The sequence below is a fragment of the Pseudomonas sp. PA-7-1E genome, assembly GCF_021605325.1.
Classification (GTDB): Bacteria; Pseudomonadota; Gammaproteobacteria; order Pseudomonadales; family Pseudomonadaceae; genus Aquipseudomonas; species Aquipseudomonas fluorescens_BV.
In genome coordinates this window covers 1-20,697 of sequence record NZ_WKFA01000032.1, presented here as the reverse complement: position 1 = coordinate 20,697, position 20,697 = coordinate 1, and the positions used below count along the sequence as shown (strand labels likewise).

Sequence of the window (20,697 nt, the reverse complement as noted above, 5' to 3'; positions counted from 1 at the left end):
TCGCCTGTTTGTCACCGCGCACGTACAGCGCTCATGTCGATCTTAAATAGCACCAGTTTGCCATCTGGCAGGGTCGCACCAATGACCTTGAAAAGCCGTTGACGTGCCAGTGCATCCGCAACCTGCTGCCCGGCACCTGGATCGTGACTGTCCAGTTTGCTCAGGACCCGTGTGACCCAGCCATCCTCCATCTGGAAGTGCTGATTGACCCTAGCCATGCTGACGTGGCCGGATTTGGCATGTTTGACTTCAAGCACATAGACATCGCCCGCCGGCCCCATGAATACCAGATCGAAGCCATTCTGGCTGCCGCCGTAGGTCCCACCGGGAATGATTCGATAGCCATCATTTTTAAGTAACTCACGGTACATTTGCTCATTGGCCGCCCCACGCTGCCTGGTCTGCTTAATGTCCAACGCCCTCCATTGATCAAAAAAATCCTGTTCATCCCCGCGCCTGCCGCGATAGGGATAATGAAGCTGATCATTGACGGCAACGGCCTCTAGATTGAACGTTCCCTCACGACGGGCCGCCACGGTGGCCATGCCTTGAAACGCATCAAACTGCACAACACCCGGTGGTAGTGCGACGCCCTCAGCCCTGGCGTGCATCCCGAGCAACAGGCGGTCATACGGGTAGCCATGGGTCCAGATGTGTGCATCAATCATGCGATCTCGCTGCTGCACGGGCGCGTTGCGGATACGCGGGTTATCGAATGCAATCATCTGCCGCGCATATTGGCGCATATAGCAGTACGTCTGCTTGTCCACCGTCGACATCAAGCCCTGGCTCATGTCACTGGTAACACCGGTGTAGCCCAGCGATTTGCGGGCGGCGTTAATGATTGCGCCGATGCTGTCCAAGCGCATTTCGGGCACCCACGATGCCCGGCTGCCGCCAGTATCCAGGTAAATACCCGGCGCGCTGTTGGAACCATTCGGGATCAGTTGGTATTTATTTCTCGTGCTATCAAGCTCGACGCGAACCAGCACGCTCCCCACCTCCAAATAGGCGACGGCCGGGTCACCAGAGAGCTGAATCATCCCGTCTTCGGTGATGGAGCCGCGAGGCTGCAACACACCATTCGCATTCTGCATGTAGAGCCTGTTATCGCCTGCCTTGTAGTGGTCCAACGAAAACAGTTCATCACCGTAGTAGTTTTGCCCGCCAATGACGTACTGTTTTTTCCCCGGGATAGGAGTCCCCGTCGCTGCACCAGCACCTCGCGCATCGTAGAGCTGCAGATCCCACTGCGGATCTCGCGGCCCGGGTGCTGGCATCGTCACTGGCGTGGCTATCGGAACACTGGAATGCGCTGCGGTCGTCACGTTTGTCCAGGTTGAAGTATTCCCAACCCTCTGTACCACAGCGGAGCCGGCAGCCAGTTGATGCGCCAAGCGCGGGTGATAAGTACCACTGGCCGGCTGATGGACCACTTGCACCGTTTGCCCGGTATCCAGATTGACGTAACTGCGGCCGTTCACATCATGCATACCCTCGGCATTGACGGCTCCAAGCGTATCGCCTGTCACCCATACAGCCGTTGGCGGTGGCGGCCCAGGCAGATCCAAAGCACTTATTTGCGGGACCCCAAGCAAACCACCATTGCGGTATCGCGTGCGCTGCGCGCCTTGATACGCCGGTTGAGTGGTACTGGTCGGGCGGCCATAGTCCCTGACCATGACACTGTCGGCACCGTCACCGGCACGCCCAGAGGGTCGGCCGGCAGTTCTGGGCGATTGCGGTTTTTGCTGCATAAATAAAAAATCCCTTTTAATGATCAATCAGACTGAGTCAACACCGCTGAACCGCAAGTCCGCAGACGTTACGGTACGCAGCGGATCAACATCCGCCCCCCAGCAATCGCGGCCTGAATCGTAATGAACGCCTGACACCGTGCCGTCGCTCAGCTCCAAGCCGATAACGCGCAGCTGACGCGCCATCAAGGTTGACCACTGGCGAGAACGCCGCAACGCTTCCCAGACCTCGGCTACAGTCTGATAAGGGGAGGCATCCAGTTGCGCGAGATAGATGCCCCCCAGGTCCTGGCGGATGTCGTATTGCTCGCCCTGCTTGGTGAGTACGCTGACTTGTTCCAGCGGCACCGAAGGGTCTGTCACGGGTGGCAGCAGCACCTTCACGCTGCCGAGGGTCAGCGTGTTTTCGTTCAAGACGATGTGCGCCCGCTCAATCAGCTCACCAAGCTTGGCCGTGTTGATCCGCCAGAACGATGCGTCCGACTTTTTGGCCAGCGCGTCCGGCGTGGACAGGTAGATCGTTGAGCCGGTACTGGGCACCACTTCATAGGTCGACGCCCGCCCCATCAACGAGTAAGACTTTTGATAATGCGGTGGGGCAGGAATAACGACTTTCTGCGGCGACGATTGCAACCAGCCCCCCTTGGCGCTATGCGGTCGAAAAAAACCGTGTATCCCGGGCCTTTTTACCAATGCCGAGCTGCCATCGAAGGTATTGAAACCTGGTGAGGCGCGGTCCTGGCTATAGGTTTGCTGGGCCGCCTGTATCCGGTATGAGACGCCATCATTCATGACCAGTACAAACTGGCAGTCCAGTTTGAGGCTGACCGCGATGATGTTTGACGTCACGTTGGTGCGTATCGAGGATCGATCACTGGCATATTCGCAGAGGACCAACTGACTGCCGTCGGTGAAACTGATGGTTAATTTCACGTCGCTATAGGTCAGCGAATCGAAGTGAACCAACCTGCGTAGGGTCACACGGTAACCGGCCAATACCTGGAGAATCTCCTGCGACGAATAATCCACGTACAACACGCAAGCAGTCGCGTCGCTTTTAAGACGAACTTCGACCACCTTTCTGTGTGGCCCACGTTCGATGAAACAGCGGGTCGAACGCCCATGGGGCACCACGAACGTTCCGGCGTTCAACACCCTGTCCAGGCTGACGTCCTGGCCACCTGCTCTCACGGCGACGGTCACGTCGGCGTCCTCGTTGCCAACCAATGTCGGTTCGAGAATCGGCTCAAGCATGTAGCCGTCCTCCGTGAGAAACAGCAGGCTGTGCTTGTTCAACCAGCGCCGGTCATCACCTTGCGTATAGAGCTGCTCAAGCTTGATCACGTGCTGCGGCAGTTCGCCATTAACGCCCCGCCAGACCACAATGACCAACGCACACCCCTGGACGCCCCAATGGGCGATAGCCGAGAGAGGCCAGCGCATCTCGATCACGGCACCCTCGGCCCAGTCCTGCTCGTATAGCGAGACCGTGCCGCGGTTGGTGGCCAGAACATAACGGTCCTTGCCCGCTCCGCCGTCCACCCAGGCGTTGGAACCCAGCACGATCACCGTATCATTGCCCTGCGCGGCCTCGATCCGATCGCCATCGCCGTTTGCGATTATCGTATTGGCCTGTTCCGAACCCTTGACTTGGCTGGCAACCCCGGCTGGCGTGGCGATATTTTCTATCGAGTCGAGGCTGATCGAGTGATGAGGCAGCGGTTTGTCGATATCTTTGCGCCGCACGACGGTGCCCGCCTGCAGGTCGATGGCATAACCCTGCGTCTGGTGCTCATAGATGGCCGAGTTGGACAGGTAGAGCGTATCGCTGCCTGCCTCGCCACGCAGCTGACTGGCCGGGCGATGTGCGTCGGCCTCGTCCAGTGTGCCCGTCGGCATGTCATAGCTGAATACGTCGTCCCTGGCGCCACCGGTCAGCTGCTTTTGGCCTTCACCGAACTGAAAAATATTGGGGATCTCAGCGAAGCCTTTGACATCGTCATTGCCGCCCCCCAGCCGCCAAAGCACCGCGGAGTTCGCATCACCCTGACCAAGCACCACACCCGGCAGACGGCCAACCGAGGCGCTGGAAGCATCTATTTGATCATTCTGGTCGACGAGCATCGGCTCGGTGGTGTCGATGTAGGGATCCTCACCCTCGGCTTCGTTCCATCGATGCTTCCAATGCCGGACCGGGCTCAGCCGCACCTCAAACCCACCATTGACTACCGCCTGTACGGTGCCTCTGAGCGCCCCCCTGAGCCAGGTCTGGGCCTGATTGGTCAGGTGCTGCGCATACCAATTTTCCATCCTGGCCAGGGCGAACCGCTCACGTATTTCTTTCTCCGGTTCCTTGCCCTGAAATGCCAACCAGCCCGTGTGCAGCCGCTCGAAAACACTCAGCTCGATATAGTCATCAATTTCATCCACCTGACGAACCGCCGCATAGAGTTGCGCGCCAAACATCAATACGGCGGCGGCGGCAATACCCAGCGGGCCGGCCACGCCGAATCCAGCCAACGCTGCAACCCCCAGGGCCACACTGACGCTGGCGCTCACGATACTGAAGCCGGCGTTGACGTAATGATCAAGCGCTTCCTTGCCAGTGCTGTTCGCCGCCTTATGCAGCGATTGCTTGGCATTGTGATAGTCAAACGGCAACGTCAGCACCAGAGCGAACAGGCCGGCGCCCCGCCGCAGGGCCTGGCCAAGAGAACTGGCGCTGAAACCTGCTAACACCTTATGCCCGTTTTCCAGCAGTCGTCTGCCCAAGTGCTCCAGCGCCAACTCCAGTGCCGTGCCCGTGAGGTTGGCAAACAACTCTGCGCCTGTGACTACCGCCTCATTGATATCGCCGGTCTTGATCGCTTCGGCCAACGCGTTGATCGCACTGTAGTACCCGTAAACCTCCAGCCCCGCGCCCATTACCGCCAAGCTTCGGCTTTTCTTCGGCTCGACCCAACCAGGCATTCCCTCCAACTGCGCCGCTTGGTTGAGATTGGTTTTCTGCACTGAACGTAACAGCCTATCGAGCTTGCCCACTGCACCGGGATTTTCGTCTCCCGGCTTGACCACCAGTAAAGGCGCAGCTTGTGTAGAGCGCAACGCCGCGAACTCAAATAGCACAGCGGCGCTGCTGTCGCTGACAGAACTACTCCCACGAAGATAACGCTGCAGTCTGGATGCCGAGAACCGGATTGAATCCAGCAGCGTCTGATCTGCCTCGCGTACCGCCAGACGATGGGTCTTGACCGGTTTTCCCGCCACCTGGGCACCCATGGCGGCCAGGTCTATACGCGAGACAGTCAACTCGCCAACCACCAGCGGTCCCAGGCTCTGGTCCAGGGCGAGCAAGGTCTCAAGCCTCTTTTTAGTATGTGTTTTCGATGTCGTCATGAGTCCGGCTCCCTATGCCATCACGTTGAATAACGCGGGCGGCAGGCAATCGGTGCCTGCTATAGGGGAAATCATGGCGGCCGGTAATAGCCAGGCGACGGTAGATGCTTATACGCAGGGGCGACTGACTCATAGATATTTTGAGCCCGCACCGCAAGCGAGTAGTCTTGGCGCGGAGTGAAGCCTTGGGATGAAACATGGAACTGCACGTGGTAATCAATGGCCGCAAGGACCTGGCCGAACAGCTCTACCAGCAGTTGCGCGAAGCCATCGCCACCGGGCGGCTGTCGGCAGGCGCACAGCTGCCCCCCAGCCGACTGCTCGCCGAACAACTGGGCATCTCGCGCAAGACCGTGTCGGACACCTACGCCACCTTGACCTACGAGGGCCTGCTGATTGGCAAGATCGGCCGCGGTACTTTCGTCAATGCCTGGGCGCCACAGCCCGACCGCGTGCAAACCGCCACCGACCTGGCGTGTGCCGCCAACCTGGGCAAATGGGCGGCACTGCCCTCACCCATGGGCCACCCCGCCCGCGAGGAGATCCTGCGCTACGAATTTATCGGTGGCGCGACGACACGCCACCAATTCCCCCAGGATGAATGGCGGCGTTGCACCCAGGATGCGTTGCGTCGCATCGCCCAGAACAGTGGTTTTTACAGCCAGCCAGAAGGCGTGCCCGCCCTGCGCGATGCCATCGCCGGGCATATCGCGTTTTCCCGTGGGGTCAAATGCGGCGCCCGCGATATCGTAGTCACCAACGGCGCACAGCAGGCGCTGGACCTGCTTGCCCGCGTGGTGCTTGAGCCCGGCAGCATGGTCGCGATGGAAGACCCCGGCTACAGCCCCGCACGCCAATTGTTCGTCGCGATGGGCGCCCGCGTCGCCAGTGTTGCCGTCGACGAACAGGGCCTGCAGGTAGACCAGATCCCGGATGGCACGCGCCTGATCTATGTGACGCCGTCCCACCAGTTCCCCCTCGGCATGCCCATGAGCCAGGCGCGGCGCGAAGCCCTGCTGGACCGCGCCATTGCGCTCGGCGCGATCATCATCGAAGACGATTACGACAGCGAATTCCGCTACGAAGGCCGCCCCACCGACTCCCTGCAAAGCATGGATACCCGAGGCGTGGTCACCTACGTCGGCACCTTTTCCAAAACCCTGTCGCCGGAGTTACGCCTGGGCTACGCGGTGCTGCCGCCGGCCATTTATGGTGCGGTGCTCAAGGCCAAGCAATTGACCGACCAGCACAGCGCCACCTTGCCGCAGTGGGCGCTGGCCAAGTTCATCAGCGAAGGCTACCTGCTCAAACATATTCGCCGCTGTCACGGCGTCTACGCGGGGCGTCGCGAACGCATCCTGCAGCGTCTGGCGGGCGATCTGTCGCCGTGGTTCGAGGCAGTACCGACGGTGGCAGGCTTTCACCTGGCGGCCCTGTGCAAGGTGCCGGTGAATATTCCATTGCTGATGGAACGGGCGCGTCAGGTCGAGGTGGGTTTATATCCCTTGGACGTGTTTTTTCACGACCTCCCGGTGCGCTCGGGGCTGATTCTGGGGTTCGGCGCCATCGAGACCCTGGATATCGACCCGGCGCTGGACAAGGTGCGGGATATTCTCCTGCAGATTGGCTAGGCGGTTTTCCGGCGCATTGGTCATTGGTGGCAAGCCCTCGGCGGCGTAGGGTGAAGCGGTCTTTCACCCGATGGAACCCTCATCATGAAACGCTTGTTCGCTGCTACCCTGATGCTCGCCTCCCTCAGTGCATTTGCCCACGACCCGGTCTACAACAAGGAAACGCTCAAGGTGCTGCAAGAACACGCCTTGACCAACGTGCCGGGCAAGAAAACCATCATGCTCACCGTGGACTACGCCCCCGGCCAGGCCACCGTGCCCCACAGCCACACCGGCACCGCCGTGGCTTATGTGCTCGAAGGCGAGATCACCTCGCGGGTCAATGATGAAAAGGCGATCACCTACAAAGCCGGGCAATCGTTCTACGAACCGGCCGGCTCGCGGCATTTTGAGTCAAGCAATGCCAGCCAGACCCAACCGGCCAAGCTGCTGGTGGTGATGGTGCTGGATGACAAGGCTGAGGTACTTACCCCACTTCCCAAGTAATCAGCAACACCACAATACCCATGTGGGAGCTGGCTTGCCTGCAATAGCGGTGGACCAGCCAGCTCATCTTTTACTGGCCCACCGTTATCGCAGGCAAGCCAGCTCCCACAGTTTTAACCGTATCTGGTCAGGGACGTTTGAACAGGTTGCGCTGGTGTTCAATGCGCTGGCGGCACTCACAACCCTCCAGATGATCATTGACCATCCCCATCGCCTGCATCAGCGCATACATCGTGGTCGGGCCGACAAAGGTCCAGCCGCGTTTCTTCAGGGCTTTGGACAAGCGCACCGAAGCCGCTGAGGTCGGATTGGCCGTCCAGTAAGCCATGTCCACCACTGCCGGCCGCTCTTGCGCGCCGGGTTCGAACGCCCACAGCCAGCGCGCCAGCGAGCCGGTCTCTTCCACCAGTTCACAGGCCCGGCGCGCGTTGTTGATGGCCGAGACGATCTTCGCGCGATTGCGCACGATGCCCGGGTCGCTCATCAACCGCTCGATGTCCGCCTCGCCGTAGTGCGCCACCCGGCGAAAATCAAAACCCTCGAACGCCTGTCGAAAGTTTTCGCGCTTGCGCAGGATGGTGATCCACGCCATCCCCGCCTGAAAGCCCTCCAGGCAGATCTTCTCGTACAACGCGATGTCATCCGCCACCGGCACGCCCCATTCGTGGTCGTGGTAATGCAGGTAAGCAGGCGCTGCAGTGCGCCAGGCGCAGTACATGCGCCCTGCTTCGTCGGTTGTCAGCCCTGATTGGTCCATCCATCACCTCGTATGCCGAGGACGATGATACGCAAAAAAAATTAATCTCCGCCAACCGCTCAAGCATCGTACTTACCGACCAACTGGTCAGACCGGGACCTGCCAACCGCCAAATATTCACTTGTGATTTGAAAAAAACCGGGCGTAGACTGGCCCCGCACTGGACTTACCGGTAAGACCACAACAATTAAGCCCTGGAACCACCAGGGCACCGAATAGAGATCCCTCCCATGCTCAGATGGTGCTCGCGTTCGATTTTCCTGCAAGTCGTGATTGGCCTGATGCTCGGCATCGCCTGCGGCCTGGCCCTTCCCGAATTCTCCTCGCAACTCAAACCCCTGGGTGACGGCTTTATCAAGCTGATCAAAATGCTGATCGGCCTGATCGTGTTCTGCGTGGTGGTCAGCGGTATTTCCGGCGCGGGCGACTTGAAGAAGGTCGGACGCATCGGCCTCAAGTCGGTGATCTATTTTGAGATGCTGACCACCGTCGCCCTGGTGCTCGGCCTGATCATGGCCTTCAGCACCGGCATCGGCAGCGGCGCCAATATTCACCTGGAGCAACTCTCTTCCGCCGGTTTGAATGAACTGGCCGACAAGGGCCAGCACATCCGCGGCACCAGCCAGTTTCTGATGGAGTTGATCCCCAACTCGGTAGTTGGCGCCTTTGCCGATAATAACGTGCTGCAAGTGCTGTTGTTTTCGGTGCTGTTCGGCAGCGCGCTGAACCTGGTGGGCGAAGCGGCCAGCGGGATTTCGCGACTGATCAACGAATTGAGCCATGTGATCTTCCGCATCATGGGCATGATCGTGCGCCTGGCGCCGATTGGCGTATTCGGTGCCATCGCCTTCACCACCAGCACCTATGGCCTGGACTCACTGCAACACCTGGGCAGCCTGGTGGGGCTTTTCTACCTGACCTGCTTTGCCTTCGTGGCGGTGATCCTCGGGCTGGTGATGCGCCTGTCGGGCCTGCGCATGTTGCCGCTGCTCAAGTACCTGCGCGAAGAACTGCTGATCGTGATGGGCACCGCTTCGTCCGACGCTGTACTGCCGCAGATCATGCGCAAGCTGGAACATTTGGGCATTGGCAGCTCCACCGTGGGTTTGGTAATCCCCACCGGATACTCGTTCAACCTCGACGGTTTCTCGATCTACCTGACCCTGGCCATCGTCTTTATCGCCAACGCCACCGGCACGCCGCTGTCGATGACCGACTTGCTGACCATCCTCCTGGTATCGTTGATCACCTCCAAGGGCGCCCATGGCATTCCAGGCTCGGCGCTGGTGATCCTGGCGGCAACGCTCACGGCAATCCCGGCGATTCCGGTGGTCGGCCTGGTGTTGGTGCTGGCGGTGGACTGGTTCATGGGCATCGGCCGTGCGCTGACCAACCTGATCGGCAACTGCGTCGCCACGGTGGCGATTGCCCGTTGGGAAAAAGACATTGATATCCAGCGCGCCAACAAAGTGCTCGACGGCCAGCAAGGCTATGCCTTCCAGGCCAAGAAGCCGGTGCTGCCGGCGCATCAGGAGTTCTAGGACAACACCCACCCAATGTGGGAGCTGGCTTGCCTGCGATAGCGGTGGGTCAGCGTCAACTGTAGTGCCTGACACTCAGTCATCGCAGGCCTGCCAGCTCCCACACTGGACCTTCGCCAGACTGAATACTGTATGAGCAACATCAAGGAGCCTTCGACGTGATCAGCACCTCAACCGTCGTCAATTCAGTGGTAGAAAAACTGCGCGCCGCCTTGGCGCGAGGCCAGTGGCGCCGCGGTGAAATGCTGCCCGGTCAACGCGAACTGGCCGAACAGCTGGGCATCAGCCGCCCGAGCCTGCGTGAGGCTGTGATCGTGCTGGAGACCCTCGGCCTGGTGCGCTCCATGCCGGGCAAAGGCGTGGTCGTGCTGGAAACCAGCGTCAGCGAGCCGCAATCGAGCGACGCCGTGGCCGACGCCAGCCTCGAGGACATCCTACAACTGCGCTACACCCTCGAACCTTTCATCGTCGGCCTGGTGGCCCAGTCGATCAGCAGCAAGGAAATCGGCCAACTGCGCCTGACCCTGATGGACATGCGCGAAGCCCTGGATGCCGGCGATGCCGAAGCCGGCATGAACGCCTATATCGACTTCCATGAAGAACTCTTCGCCCTGACCTCCAACCCGATCTTCCAGAACGTGGTGCAGCAAACCAGCACCGCGCTCAAACAAAGCGCCCAGGTATTGCGCAACTCCCCTGAACACCTGGCCGAACGCTTGCAAGAGAACGAAGCCGTGGTACGCGCCATCCGCAACAAGAACAGCGCCCTGGCCAGTGCCGAAATGCGCCGGCACATCCTGCAGGAAGGCCTGCGCATGGGCATTCGCTTGAATATCCCGGACGACCATCTGGGCAGTTGATTTTCGGAGACCGGCCATGAACGCTCACGCCCTGCAACGCGACTCCACCCTCACGTCCCTACGCTGGACGCCCGAAAAAAAGCCCTCGGTGGACGATATCTACCCACGCTTGTTCGACGCCATTCTTGAGCAACGCATTGCGCCCGCCAGCCGCTTCACCGAAGAAGGCCTGGGCGAACTCTTTGGCGTGAGCCGCAGCGTGATTCGCCGGGTGCTCGCCAAGCTGTCCCATCAGCAAGTGGTCATCTTGCGCCCCAACCAGCGCGCCCAGGTCGCCGCGCCGGATGCCCAGCACACACGGCAGATTCTGGAAGCACGGCGCCTCACCGAAATGACCGTGGTGCAATTGGCCTCCGCCCAGGCCACAGCGATGCAAATTCGCCAACTGCGCGAGCTGATTGCACAGGAGCGCACCGCCATTGAGCGTGACCAGCGGGGGCCGGCGATCCGGTTTTCGGGAGAGTTTCATCTGCAACTGGCGCACATGGCAGGCAATGCGCCGTTGGCACAGTTTCTCAACAGCCTGGTGCCGTTGACGTCGTTGATCATTGCGCAATTTGAAACAAAGGCCTGCACCTATTGCGCATGGCAGGAGCATGTGGCGATTGTGGATGCCGTGGAACAGCGCGACGCCCACACGGCTGTCGCCCTGATGACCCAGCACCTGGATCACCTGGAAACCCGACTACTCAAACACCACTGATCCCCAGTGAATGAAGATCAACCTGTGGGAGCTGGCTTGCCTTAATGCCATTGTAGGAGCGAGCTTGCTCGCGAAAAACTCACAGGCGCCGCATTCATTCAGCAAGCACGCGTTATCGTTGACGTTTTTCGCGAGCAAGCTCGCTCCTACAGTAAGGTGGCAAGCCAGCTCCCACATTGATCGCATTCCAGATCAAACAAAAAGCCCCCGCATCTCACGATGCGGGGGCTTTTGGTTCAGCGAGGCATCAAGCCGGTTGCAACACCGACTGGCCACTCAACGCCAGGTCCAGCAACTCACGGTTGGCCACCGCGTACATGGCGTAGTCCGTGCCCACTGCGGCACGAATTTCCACCATCATGGCACGCCAGCGATCCGCCATGTCCTGATGCTGCTCAAGCCACAGGGCCACGCGGGCTTCCATGTCTTGTGGCGCATCGGCCATTTGCAGGACGGAGATGGTGATCGCCCGTTGCTGCCAGTCCACGTCATCGCGGAAGGCTTCGCGGGCCTGGGCCTGCCAGTTGTTGGCAACCGGCAGATCACTGATCTGCTGCAGGTACCATGGCAAGTCCAGGGCGCTGCCCACGGCGAAGTAAGCCTTGGCCACTTCGGCGGCGTCATGCCCGGTCACGTCGGCGGCTTCGATGATCGGCAGCAAGGTGTACAGGTGGGTAGTACCCGCAACCATGCGTGCCAACAACTCCGGTACGCCGGCCTGGGTGTAGGCCTGGTAGCGGTTCTGCCAGCCTTCGCGGGTCGGGCCTTCCAGCAGTTCGTCGAGCTTGAGGCCCAGCGCCGCCAGGTGCGGACCGAAGTGCGCGGTGTCGCGCCCGGCGTCTTGCTCGTTGCGACGGCTGCGCAGGAACCAGCGCGTAGCGCGACGGCCCAGGCGCATCAACTCGTCCATCAGCTCCAGTTGCACGTCAGCGGAAACCTGGTGGTCCAGGGCTTCAATCTGACGGAACCAGTGCGGGAGATGGAAGATGTCCCGCACGATCACATAAGCGCCCGCCACGTTCGCCGGGCTCATGCCGGTCGACTCTTTGAGTCGCTGTACGAAGGTGATGCCCATGTGGTTGACCAGATCGTTGGCGATCTGGGTGCTGACGATCTCGCGCTTCAGACGATGGCGACGCATGGCTTCGCCGAACTTGGCCACCAGGCTCGGAGGGAACGCGGTCTCCATGTCACGGGTCAGGTACTCGTCATCCGGTACCAGCGACTTGAGCAATGCTTCCTTGAGGTCGATCTTGCTGTACGAGATCAGCACCGACAGTTCCGGACGGGTCAGGCCCTTGCCGCTGGAGGCGCGCTCGGTGAGCTGCTCCTCGGTCGGCAGGTACTCGATGGCGCGGTCCAGCTTGCCACGGCCTTCCAGGTCGCTCATCAGGCGCTTGTACTCGGCAGCACGCTCGTAAGCCTTGCGCGCGGCCAGGGACAGGGCCTGGGTCTGCTTGTAGTTGTTGCCCAACACCAGGTTGCCGACTTCGTCGGTCATGCTCGCCAGCAGTTGGTTGCGCTGCTTGTCGGTCATGTCACCGGCCTGCACCACTTCGTTGAGCAGGATCTTGATGTTCACTTCGTGGTCGGAGCAATCCACGCCACCGGCGTTGTCGATGAAGTCGGTGTTGGAACCGCCGCCATTGAGGCCGAATTCCACACGCCCCAGCTGGGTCATGCCCAGGTTGCCGCCCTCGCCCACTACCTTGCAGCGCAGCTCGTTGCCGTTGACGCGCAGTGCGTCGTTGGCCTTGTCGCCCACATCGGCATGGCTCTCGGTGCTGGCCTTGACGTAGGTACCGATACCGCCGTTCCACAACAGGTCCACCGGCGCCTTGAGCAAGGCGTTGAGCAGTTCGGTCGGGGTCAGCTTGTCGGCCTGGATGTCGAAGCGTTCTTTCATCTGTGGCGAGATGGCAATGCTTTTCGCGCTGCGCGAGAAGATACCGCCACCTTCGGACATGATGCTGGTGTCGTAGTCGGTCCAGGCCGAACGCGGCAGTTCGAACAAACGCTTGCGCTCGACGAAGCTGGTGGCCGGGTTCGGGTTCGGGTCGACGAAGATATGCAGGTGGTTGAAGGCTGCGACCAGTTGCAGTTTGTCCGACATCAACAAGCCGTTACCGAACACGTCACCGGCCATATCGCCGACGCCTACCACTGTGATGCTGTCTTCCTGCACGTTGATGCCGCGCTCACGGAAGTGACGCTGTACACCTACCCATGCGCCCTTGGCGGTGATGCCCATTTTCTTGTGGTCGTAACCAGCCGAACCACCGGAGGCGAACGCATCGCCCAGCCAGAAGCCATAGTCGATGGCAATGCCGTTGGCGATGTCGGAGAAGGTTGCAGTGCCCTTGTCCGCCGCCACCACCAGGTACGGGTCATCGTCGTCATGACGCACGACGTTGGCCGGCGGCACCAGCGCGCCGTCTTTCAGGTTGTCGGTGATGTCCAACAGGCCGGAAATGAAGATGCGGTAGCAGGCGATGCCTTCGGCCGCGATCTCGTCCCGGCTGCCGCCCAATGGCAGGCGACGCGGCAGGAAGCCGCCCTTGGCGCCCACCGGCACGATCACCGAGTTCTTCACTTGCTGGGCTTTTACCAGGCCAAGCACTTCGGTGCGGAAGTCTTCTTCACGGTCCGACCAGCGCAGGCCGCCACGGGCCACGTTGCCAAAGCGCAGGTGCACGCCTTCGACCCGTGGCGAGTACACGAAGATTTCAAACTTCGGCACTGGCTTGGGCAGCTCGGGGATAGCACGCGGGTCGAACTTGAAGCTGAAGTACGACTTGTTCTGGCCGTTGGCATCGGTCTGGTAGAAGTTGGTACGCAGGGTGGCCTTGATCAGGTCCAGGTAGCGACGCAGGATGCGGTCTTCGTTGAGCACCTGAACGTCGTCCAGGGCGCTGAGGATCGCTTGCTCCAGGCGTTGCTGCTTGTCTTCCAGGTCGTCGGCAGTGAGCTTGCGCGCCAGGTAGAAGCGGGTCTTGAACAACCGGGTCAACTCGCGGGCGATGTCGGTGTGGTTGTTCAGGGTGCTGGCGATGTAACCCAGGTCGAAGCCCAGGCGAATCTGCTTCAGGTAACGGGCATAGGCACGCAGCAGCGCCACGTCGCGCCATGGCAGGCCGGCGGTGAGGACCAGGCGGTTGAACGCATCGTTCTCGGCGTCGCCATGCACGATATGCACGAACGCATCCTGCAGGGTGTCGTTGAGCTGCTGGATATCCAGGTTCACGCCTTCGGCGGCGATGAACGCAAAGTCATGGATCCAGAACTCGCGGCCATTGGCATGGCGCAGGCGATACGGGAACTCGCCCAGCACACGCAAGCCGAGGTTTTCCAGAATCGGCAGCACGTCGGACAACGCCAGCGGCGTATCGGCGTGATACAGCTTGCAATGCAGCTCGCGCTGGCCCGAGACCTGGCCCAGCGGCTGATAGAAGCTCATTACCAGCGGGTTGGCTTCGGTCAGGCTGTTGAGGTGCTGCATGTCGACCACAGCCGAATGCGCGGCGAAACGCTCGCGGTAGCCGGCCGGGAAGCCTTTGGGGAAATCCGCCAGCACGTTGGTGCCCTGGGCTTCGCCGAAGCTTTCCACTACCAGGCTGGCGTAGTCGTCCTGCCAGCTGCGGCAGGCCTGCACCACTTCTTTTTCCAGTTGCAGCGGGTCGATGTCCAGGCGGTTCTTCGGGTCAACCCGCAGAATCAGTTGTACACGGGCAAGCACGGACTCGGAGAAGAAGGTCCAGAACTCGCAGTCCGAGGCCTTCAGGCGGTCCATCAGCACTTGCTGGATCTTCTGGCGTACTTCGGTGGAGTAGATGTCGCGTGGCACGTACGCCAGGCAGTAGCAGAAACGACCATAGGGGTCTTTGCGCAGGAACACGCGGATCTTGTTGCGTTCCTGGATCTGCACAATCGACATCACGGTGCTGAACAGCTCGTCGACCGGAGTCTGGAACAGGTCGTCACGGGGCAGTACTTCCACCACCTGGGCAAGCTCTTTACCCAGGTGCGCCTTGGCCTGGAAACCCGAACGACGTTCGATTTCCGCGACCTTGCGACGGATGTAAGGGATCACCCGCACGCTTTCGCCGTACACCGAGGAGGTGTACAGGCCCATGAAACGGTGTTCCTTGATGACCTTGCCGTCGGCGCTGATCTCGCGGATCGACACGTAGTCCGGGTAAGCCGGACGGTGCACGCGGCTTGGGTGGGCGGCCTTGGCGAACGACAGTACGGTCGGCTCGCGCAGGTAGGCCACGGCGTAGTCTTCGATGCGCAGGTCTTCGGCGGTAAGGCCGGCGCGCAGCAGCTTGGTCAGACCGAGGAAGGAGCTGGCGTCATATTCGATATGACCGCCGTCCGCCTCGTCACGTACCACGAACTCTTCGTAGCCCAGGAAGGTGAAATGGTTGCCCACCAGCCATTCGAGGAAGTTCTTGATTTCGGCTTTTTCTTCGCCGTCGATGGCGAACGCGCTGGCGTCGATACCGGCCAGCAGGTCCTGGACCTTGGCTTTCATCGGTTCGAAATCGGCCACAGCCACGCGTACTTCACCCAGCACCTGCTCAAGCTCTTTGCTCAGCACGTTCAGTTCGGCGGCGTTGGCGCAGCGGTCGATCTCCAGGTACATCAGCGATTCTTGCAGGATGCCTTCGCCCTGGGTGCCCTTGGGCAGGATTTCCAGCAGCTCGCCCTTGCTGCCACGACGCACGCTGAGCACGGTGGTTTGCAGGGTATGGATGCTGTAGCCCCGGCGGTTCAGCTCGGTGCGTACCGAGTCGACCAGAAACGGCAGGTCATGGTGCAGCACTTCGACCGCGGTGTGGGTCGATTGCCAGCCATGACGTTCGTAATCGGGGTTGTAGACCCGCACTTGCGGTTGGGTGTGATCAAAGCGCTCAAGCAGGCGCCAGGCAGACAGGGTGCAACCGGCCAGGTCGGAAAGGCGACGCTGGGTCAGTTCGTCCAGGGAAATGATGCCGAAGAATTGTTCAGCGAACAGCGCCACTTGTGGCAGTGCCTGTTCACTGAGGTGCTGCGCCAGTGCCGCTTGCAGTTGATGCTGGAAGTCGGCCTTGCTGGCTGCGGTGAAGAACGCCATCTGTGGTACTCCGCTTGGGCTTGTTATTGATGAAAGCGTCGCGTGTTATCCCCTTGCGGGGAGACCGTCAGCTCTGTTCGCTGGTGTGCTGACAAGCACCATAAACGAATCAGGGTGACAGGTGGGTGAAGCTGGACAGGACAGTCAGGTCACATACAACTTCCATACGGCATGCCGTTGGCCAGATGACGATACGACGGGCAGGTCAGGCGCCTGGCACAGGGCACATCCGTTGCGCAGCTTAACGAGTGTAGGAAGAACGCTGCTTGCGACGCTGCGACATATTCGGTCATCGGTAAGCAGGGTGTCGGTTGCAACTTGGGCAACCCCGGATTTTCGGTAGAAAATCTTGCTACTTTGCACACCATCAGTACCAGAAATGACCGATCCGGCCCGTGAGGTCATGCCTGACTTCCGACACAGGATGAAGCACAAAATTCGCCGCAGTGGCACAATTGCCCTCCCCTACACAGGATTGCCCCATGCTGCAGCTGAAAACCGACGCCCTGATGGCCACCCCGTGCGACGACGAAGAAGACAACATGGCCATGCTTTGCTGTCACGGCAAGAACGGCGAAATGTTCATGCTCACCCGTTACCCGGATGAAGACGAAGTGGAGCTGACCTGGGACTACGAGCCTTCGACCCTCGATGGGCTGAAAGTGACGTTGGGCGACACCACCTTATTGATCGAACTGGCGGCCGGCGATGCCGATGCCCTGGGCGGCAAGGACCAGCTGGAGATCACCCACAGCACCGCCGCGTCAGACATGGCCGAAGTGCAGGAAACCCTGCAGAACATCCTCACAGGCACCGGCACGTTCATTCGGACTTGAAACCGGTCACTTGAAACTTCGGCACGACGCTAAATCTGTGGCGAGGGAGCTTGCTCCCGTGACGGCCTGACAGCCGACGCTGATCTGGCTGAGGCACGATCCAAATGTGGGAGCTGGCTTGCCTGCGAAGGTATCGACTCGGTGTGCCTGAATCACCGAGTTGACTGGATCGCAGGCAAGCCAGCTCCCACAGTGACCGTGCTCTACCTACCCAGCTGTTATACCGCTCACACCGCAATCCTGTAAGTTTCGCCAAAAATACCCATCAAGCCGTTAGTCGCCGCACCCCGCGATGCATTAAAGTAAACGCCCCAGGCCCGGTGTTCTGTCACGACACCCAGGCTCATCTTTCCAGGAACCGTCATCGATGGAACATCGTGAAGCGCTGCTTGCGCTGCGAACCTTTCTTTCTACGCAGATTCTCGGCCAGGAAAAACTCATCGATCGCCTGCTGATCGCCCTGCTCGCTGACGGCCATATGCTGGTCGAAGGCGCACCGGGGCTGGCCAAGACCAAGGCGATCAAGGAGTTGGCCGAAGGGATCGAAGCGCAGTTCCATCGTATTCAGTTCACCCCCGACCTGCTGCCCGCCGACATCACCGGCACCGAGATCTATCGTCCGGAAACCGGCAGCTTCGTATTCCAGCAGGGGCCGATCTTCCACAATCTGGTACTGGCCGACGAAATCAACCGTGCCCCGGCCAAGGTGCAGTCGGCATTGCTCGAAGCCATGGCCGAGCGCCAGGTCAGCGTGGGCCGCAGCACTTACGAGTTGTCGCCGCTGTTCCTGGTGATGGCCACGCAAAACCCCATCGAGCAGGAAGGCACCTACCCGCTGCCCGAAGCCCAACTCGACCGGTTCCTGATGCACGTCAAGATCGGCTTCCCGGACGCCGCCGTCGAGCGCCGCATCCTGCAGCAAGCTCGTGGCGAAGCATTGAATGGCGAAACCAAGCCCGAGCGGCGCGTTAGCCAGCAGGCGATCTTTGCCGCCCGCAAGGAAATCCTCGGCTTGTACATGGCCGATGCCGTGGAGGAATACCTGGTGCAACTGGTGATGGCCACGCGCACCCCTGCGAAGTTCGATCCGGAAATGGCCGAGTGGATCGCCTATGGCGCCAGCCCGCGTGGTTCCATCGCCCTGGACCGTTGTGCCCGGGCCCATGCCTGGCTGGCCGGTCGCGATTTTGTCAGCCCGGAAGATATCCAGGCGGTCTTGTTCGACGTGCTGCGTCACCGCATCATCCTGTCGTTCGAGGCCGAAGCCGCCGGTGTCGACCAGGACCGCGTGGTGCAACGCATTCTCGACGTCGTTGCCGTCGCTTGAAGTCGATGAACGCAAGCGATGGCATCCGCGTAACCCTCAGTGAATTGATTGAGATGCGCCACCGCGTGCGTGAGGTGCAGTTGTTCTCCACGCCTGGCCAGCGTAGCCCGCTGGTGGGCCTGCATCACTCCAAGCTGCGCGGGCGTGGCGTCGATTTCGACCAGGTGCGCGTGTACCAGGCCGGCGACGATGTGCGCACCATCGACTGGCGCGTGACGGCGCGTACCCAGGAGCCGCACACCAAGCTGTTCCACGAAGAGCGCGAGCGACCGATTTTCATCATGGTCGAGCAAAGTTGCCGGCTGTTTTTCGGCTCGGGGCAAATGTTCAAGTCGGTGCTTGCCGCCCAGGCCGCCAGCCTGATCGGTTGGGCCGCCCTGGGCCATAACGACCGGGTGGGCGGGCTGGTGTTCGGCGACAACGAGCACTACGAGATCAAGCCACGGCGCAGCAAGCAGAGCCTGTTGCAACTGCTCAACCGGCTGGTGCGGGTCAACCAGAGCCTGAACACCGAGCGTCAACCGGAAGCGGATGCCCTGGGCATGGCCTTGCGCCGTGGCCGCGAGGTGCTGCGCCCCGGCAGCCTGGTGGTGGTGATCTGTGATGAGCGCGCCCTCACCGAAGGCGCCGAGCAACAGCTGAGCCTATTGGCGCGCCATTGCGACCTGCTGTTATTACCGATCTCCGACCCGCTGGACCACGCCCTGCCCGCCGCCGGGCTGCTGCGTTTCGCGCAAAGGGGCGCGCAACTGGAATTGGACACGCTGAATATCGACCTGCGCCAGGCCTACAAGGCTCAAGCCGAAGCGCGTATCGCCCGCTGGGAACTGCTCGCGCAGAAACTGCGGCTGTTGTTGATGCCCTTGAGCACCCAGAGTGAAATGGTCGAGCAACTGCGCGAATACCTCAACCCGCAACGCCCGGTTAAAAAACCATGAGCAGCCTGGACCAACTGCAACCGCTGATCGCCCCGCCCGCCATTGGCTTCTGGCCACCGGCACCGGGCTGGTGGCTGTTGCTGCTGGTGATCCCACTGCTCGGTTGGGGCTTGTGGTGGCTGCGCCGTTTCCTGCCGGCCCGCCGCCCTGTGGCCCGCGCCGAACAACCACTGGACCCGTTGCGTATCGCCGCCCTGGCCGAGTTGGCTTTGATGCCCAAGCCCTACGACGGAGCGCCTGCGGGCGCCTGGCTGCAGCAACTCAACGGCCTGCTCAAGCGCCTGTGCCGTAACGACTACCCTTATAGCCAGAGCCATACCCTCAACGGGCGCAAATGGCTGGCCTTCCTGGACAACCGCTGCCCCGCCGCCGGCCTGACGCGCTGGATGGTGTTGGTGGAAGGCGCCTACAAACCCGAATGCAAGCTCGACGACAAAGCCATCGCCGGCCTCACCCAAGCCGTCGACACCTGGATTCGCAAACATGTTTGAGTTCGCCTGGCCGTGGATCTTCGCCCTGTTGCCACTGCCCTGGGTCATGCGCCTGGTGCTGCCCGTGGCCGACAGCGGCGAACCGGCGCTGAAAGTCAGCTACCTCAGCGACCTCGAAGGCCTGGCCCGCCGCCGTGCCCGCGTCAACCTGCCCGGCTGGCGCCAGCAAGCCCCATTCGTGGTGCTGTGGTTGCTGCTGTTGACCGCCGCCGCCCGCCCGCAATGGCTGGGCGAACCCTTGCCGATTGCTGCCAGCGGCCGGGATTTGCTGGTGGCGGTGGATGTCTCCGGCTCCATGGATTTTCCCGACATGCATTGGCAGGACGAGGACGTCAGCCGCCTGGCCCTGGTCAAGCACCTGCTGGGAGACTTTCTGGAGGAGCGTGAAGGTGACCGCGTGGGCCTGATCCTGTTCGGCAGCCAAGCCTACCTGCAAGCGCCCCTGACCTTTGACCGCCGCACCGTGCGCACCTGGCTGGATGAAGCGCGCATCGGTATTGCTGGCAAGAACACCGCCATCGGCGACGCCATCGGCCTGGCCATAAAACGCCTGCGCCAGCGCCCGGCGCAAAGCCGTGTGCTGATCCTGGTCACCGACGGCGCCAACAACGCCGGGCAGATCGACCCGTTGACCGCCGCGCGCCTGGCGGCCGAGGAAGGCGTGAAAATCTACCCCATCGGCATCGGCGCCGACCCCGAGCAAACCGGCTCCCTGGGCATCCTAGGCGTAAACCCGAGCCTGGACCTCGACGAACCGGCGCTCAAGGCACTGGCCGAGACCACCGGCGGCCAGTATTTCCGCGCCCGGGACGGCGAGGAACTGCTGAAGATCAAGGACACCCTCGACACCCTCGAGCC

14 protein-coding genes are annotated in these 20,697 nt (G+C 61.0%); 10 read left to right on the top strand and 4 right to left on the bottom strand.

Annotation, left to right across the window (positions count from 1 at the left end):
- Positions 1 to 11 precede the first annotated feature (11 nt).
- Positions 12 to 1,757: a hypothetical protein gene (locus GIW79_RS19185; RefSeq protein ID WP_236455311.1), complete on the bottom strand. Its 1,746-nt coding sequence runs from the start codon at positions 1,755 to 1,757 to the stop codon at positions 12 to 14.
- Positions 1,758 to 1,784: 27 nt separating this feature from the next.
- Entirely contained in the window at positions 1,785 to 5,153 is a 3,369-nt protein-coding gene (locus GIW79_RS19180) for a calcium-binding protein (RefSeq protein ID WP_236455309.1), read from the bottom strand.
- 197 nt (positions 5,154 to 5,350) lie between these two features.
- Here GIW79_RS19180 and pdxR point away from each other — a divergent pair, with 197 nt between their 5' ends.
- Both pdxR and GIW79_RS19170 read left to right on the top strand, forming a co-directional pair.
- A complete protein-coding gene (pdxR, locus tag GIW79_RS19175; protein WP_236455307.1) occupies positions 5,351 to 6,784 on the top strand; it encodes a MocR-like pyridoxine biosynthesis transcription factor PdxR in 1,434 nt (477 codons plus the stop codon).
- Between the two features lie 84 nt (positions 6,785 to 6,868).
- Positions 6,869 to 7,270, top strand: a complete 402-nt coding sequence (locus GIW79_RS19170; RefSeq protein WP_019820196.1) for a cupin domain-containing protein — start codon at positions 6,869 to 6,871, stop codon at positions 7,268 to 7,270.
- A gap of 127 nt (positions 7,271 to 7,397) precedes the next feature.
- Here GIW79_RS19170 and GIW79_RS19165 read toward each other — a convergent pair whose 3' ends face one another.
- Positions 7,398 to 8,027, bottom strand: a complete 630-nt coding sequence (locus GIW79_RS19165; protein WP_089041819.1) for a DNA-3-methyladenine glycosylase I — start codon at positions 8,025 to 8,027, stop codon at positions 7,398 to 7,400.
- Between the two features lie 215 nt (positions 8,028 to 8,242).
- Between GIW79_RS19165 and GIW79_RS19160 the strand changes: the two genes are divergently transcribed.
- The 3 genes from GIW79_RS19160 (at position 8,243) to GIW79_RS19150 (ending at position 11,131) form a co-directional block, all read left to right on the top strand.
- Positions 8,243 to 9,568: a C4-dicarboxylate transporter DctA gene (locus tag GIW79_RS19160; RefSeq protein WP_169855370.1), complete on the top strand. Its 1,326-nt coding sequence runs from the start codon at positions 8,243 to 8,245 to the stop codon at positions 9,566 to 9,568.
- Positions 9,569 to 9,726: 158 nt separating this feature from the next.
- Positions 9,727 to 10,428 carry a FadR/GntR family transcriptional regulator gene (locus GIW79_RS19155; protein WP_014718317.1) on the top strand — a complete coding sequence of 234 codons (702 nt, stop codon included), beginning with the start codon at positions 9,727 to 9,729 and terminating at the stop codon, positions 10,426 to 10,428.
- Between the two features lie 16 nt (positions 10,429 to 10,444).
- A complete protein-coding gene (locus GIW79_RS19150) occupies positions 10,445 to 11,131 on the top strand; it encodes a GntR family transcriptional regulator (protein ID WP_236455305.1) in 687 nt (228 codons plus the stop codon).
- Between the two features lie 247 nt (positions 11,132 to 11,378).
- On the opposite strand, the gene GIW79_RS19145 is transcribed toward GIW79_RS19150, so the two are convergent.
- Positions 11,379 to 16,247: an NAD-glutamate dehydrogenase gene (locus GIW79_RS19145; protein ID WP_054897965.1), complete on the bottom strand. Its 4,869-nt coding sequence runs from the start codon at positions 16,245 to 16,247 to the stop codon at positions 11,379 to 11,381.
- Positions 16,248 to 16,729: 482 nt separating this feature from the next.
- Between GIW79_RS19145 and GIW79_RS19140 the strand changes: the two genes are divergently transcribed.
- The 5 genes from GIW79_RS19140 to GIW79_RS19120 all read left to right on the top strand — a co-directional run.
- Positions 16,730 to 17,083 carry a hypothetical protein gene (locus GIW79_RS19140; RefSeq protein WP_127881916.1) on the top strand — a complete coding sequence of 118 codons (354 nt, stop codon included), beginning with the start codon at positions 16,730 to 16,732 and terminating at the stop codon, positions 17,081 to 17,083.
- 367 nt (positions 17,084 to 17,450) lie between these two features.
- Positions 17,451 to 18,410, top strand: coding sequence for an AAA family ATPase (locus GIW79_RS19135; RefSeq protein ID WP_020301524.1), 960 nt, complete (start codon positions 17,451 to 17,453; stop codon positions 18,408 to 18,410).
- A 5-nt stretch (positions 18,411 to 18,415) separates the two neighbouring features.
- Positions 18,416 to 19,348 (top strand): DUF58 domain-containing protein, encoded by a 933-nt coding sequence (locus GIW79_RS19130; protein ID WP_034126021.1) that lies wholly within the window; start codon positions 18,416 to 18,418, stop codon positions 19,346 to 19,348.
- Complete coding sequence (locus tag GIW79_RS19125) at positions 19,345 to 19,839, top strand: DUF4381 domain-containing protein (protein ID WP_003190798.1); 495 nt, start codon at positions 19,345 to 19,347, stop codon at positions 19,837 to 19,839. The genes GIW79_RS19130 and GIW79_RS19125 overlap by 4 nt, the downstream gene beginning before the upstream one ends.
- Positions 19,832 to 20,697 (top strand): vWA domain-containing protein (locus GIW79_RS19120; RefSeq protein ID WP_236477399.1); only part of this gene is annotated, 866 nt, incomplete at its 3' end. The genes GIW79_RS19125 and GIW79_RS19120, both read left to right, overlap by 8 nt.